Below are 1544 nucleotides of genomic sequence, written 5' to 3'. Positions count from 1 at the left end.
GGTTTGAAAGTGGCTTTAATTTATTTGAAGCGCACATTGGAATACCCCCCTTCACCATGAAATTGTAGTTATATAGTTATAATTATAAAGGTGCATTACTTAAGCCCAATGCACCTTTACTTTATAAACCGAATACTTTGAGTATTCTTATATTTTTAACTAATTGAATTGAATTAAGTATTTGTTCATAAAGATTCAGTTAGTATGAAGTTGTTCTCCTGTGAATCCCTACGACATATTGTTGTTTTAAGCAGTTTTTGCCAGCTCATATTGAGCTGGTTTTTTTTGCCTATTTTTTCTTAAAACCAACTAAGTATTAGCAAAATGCTCATGCTTTAACCTGTTATTGCTAAGCTCACTAGGCTAAAAAATTCTTACAACTATTACTCCTATCTAAATTAGGTCAATTTTAATCCTGAAAAGTCAACGCGCCCTAGTGCCATTCAGCCCTGCATGTTAAAGTTATTACAGTAATTAATTTAATTAGGCGTACCGATGCGTTATTACCTATCTACACTTTTTGTTTGTTTAACTTTTTTTTCGGGCATAGTAAATTCTGCTGAACAAAAACCAGCAGCCCCTACAGCACAACAAGAGCAACAAGCCCTCAAACAACTTAAAGAGTCTATGTTTAAACCGCTAATGGAGCGCTACATACTCGACGAGCTAAAAGCCGTAAGGCAAGATCAACAAAAACTCCGTGAGGATGTAACTAAGCAAGTTACTCATGCACAGCTTGATACTGCAGATCGCGCATTAACGTACACTACCGACACTATTAATAATGTATTTTTTATAATTACCGCTACGGCTTCTATTTTGGTTTTAGTGGGCTGGAACTCACTACGTGATGTTAAAAACAAAGTAGAAGATATTGTAAATACACGTGTAAGTGTAATTACTGACGAGTATGAAGACCGATTAAAAATTCTTGAAGAAAAACTGCGCGTACGCTCAGAAGAAATACTCAGTAACCAAGAGCGCATATCGGTTACCAACGAGGTTCATTCGTTATGGATGCGTGCCAATTTAGAAAGTGATTTTGCTAATAAAATTGAAATATTTGATGAGATTTTAAAACGCAAACCAGAGGATGTTGAAGCCATTGCTTATAAGGCCGATGCGTTATTAGAAATAAATGAAACAGCACAAGCCATTGAGTTGTGTAATCAAGCCATTGATATAGATAGTGTCTATGGTTATGCCTATTGGCAACGAGCATGTGCTTATGCGCTAACACATAAGCATGCTGATGCATTAGCCGACATTAAAATGGCACTTGAATACTCTCCAAATTTACGTAATGAGCTATTACATGAGAGCGCATTTGCAAGCTTACATGACAACGACAGCTTTAATACGATAGTAGCTGGTGAAGTTGTTTAAGCATTCGGTATTTGGCCTGTATGATTAGGCGCAACATCATAAAAAAGGGCCTTGGCCCTTTTTTTGTTTTTAAAGGTTATGTTTGTTGGGTAATACCAACCTGCATAAATTTTTGATCAATTTAACGAATTAAATTGCACTATAACGTCGTTAAAAAT

The 1544-nt window shown here is 35.8% G+C and carries 1 protein-coding gene; it reads left to right on the top strand.

Annotated features, from left to right (window positions below; translation table 11 throughout):
• Positions 1-495 precede the first annotated feature (495 nt).
• Complete coding sequence (locus GQR46_RS19495) at positions 496-1386, top strand: tetratricopeptide repeat protein (protein WP_007583526.1); 891 nt, start codon at positions 496-498, stop codon at positions 1384-1386.
• The last annotated feature ends 158 nt before the right edge of the window (positions 1387-1544 follow it).

This window comes from Pseudoalteromonas sp. Z1A6 (genome assembly GCF_011378745.1).
In the GTDB taxonomy this organism is placed as follows: Bacteria; Pseudomonadota; Gammaproteobacteria; order Enterobacterales; family Alteromonadaceae; genus Pseudoalteromonas; species Pseudoalteromonas arctica.
The sequence above is the reverse complement of the archived record's forward strand: the minus strand, read 5'-3'. Positions and strand labels throughout refer to the sequence as shown.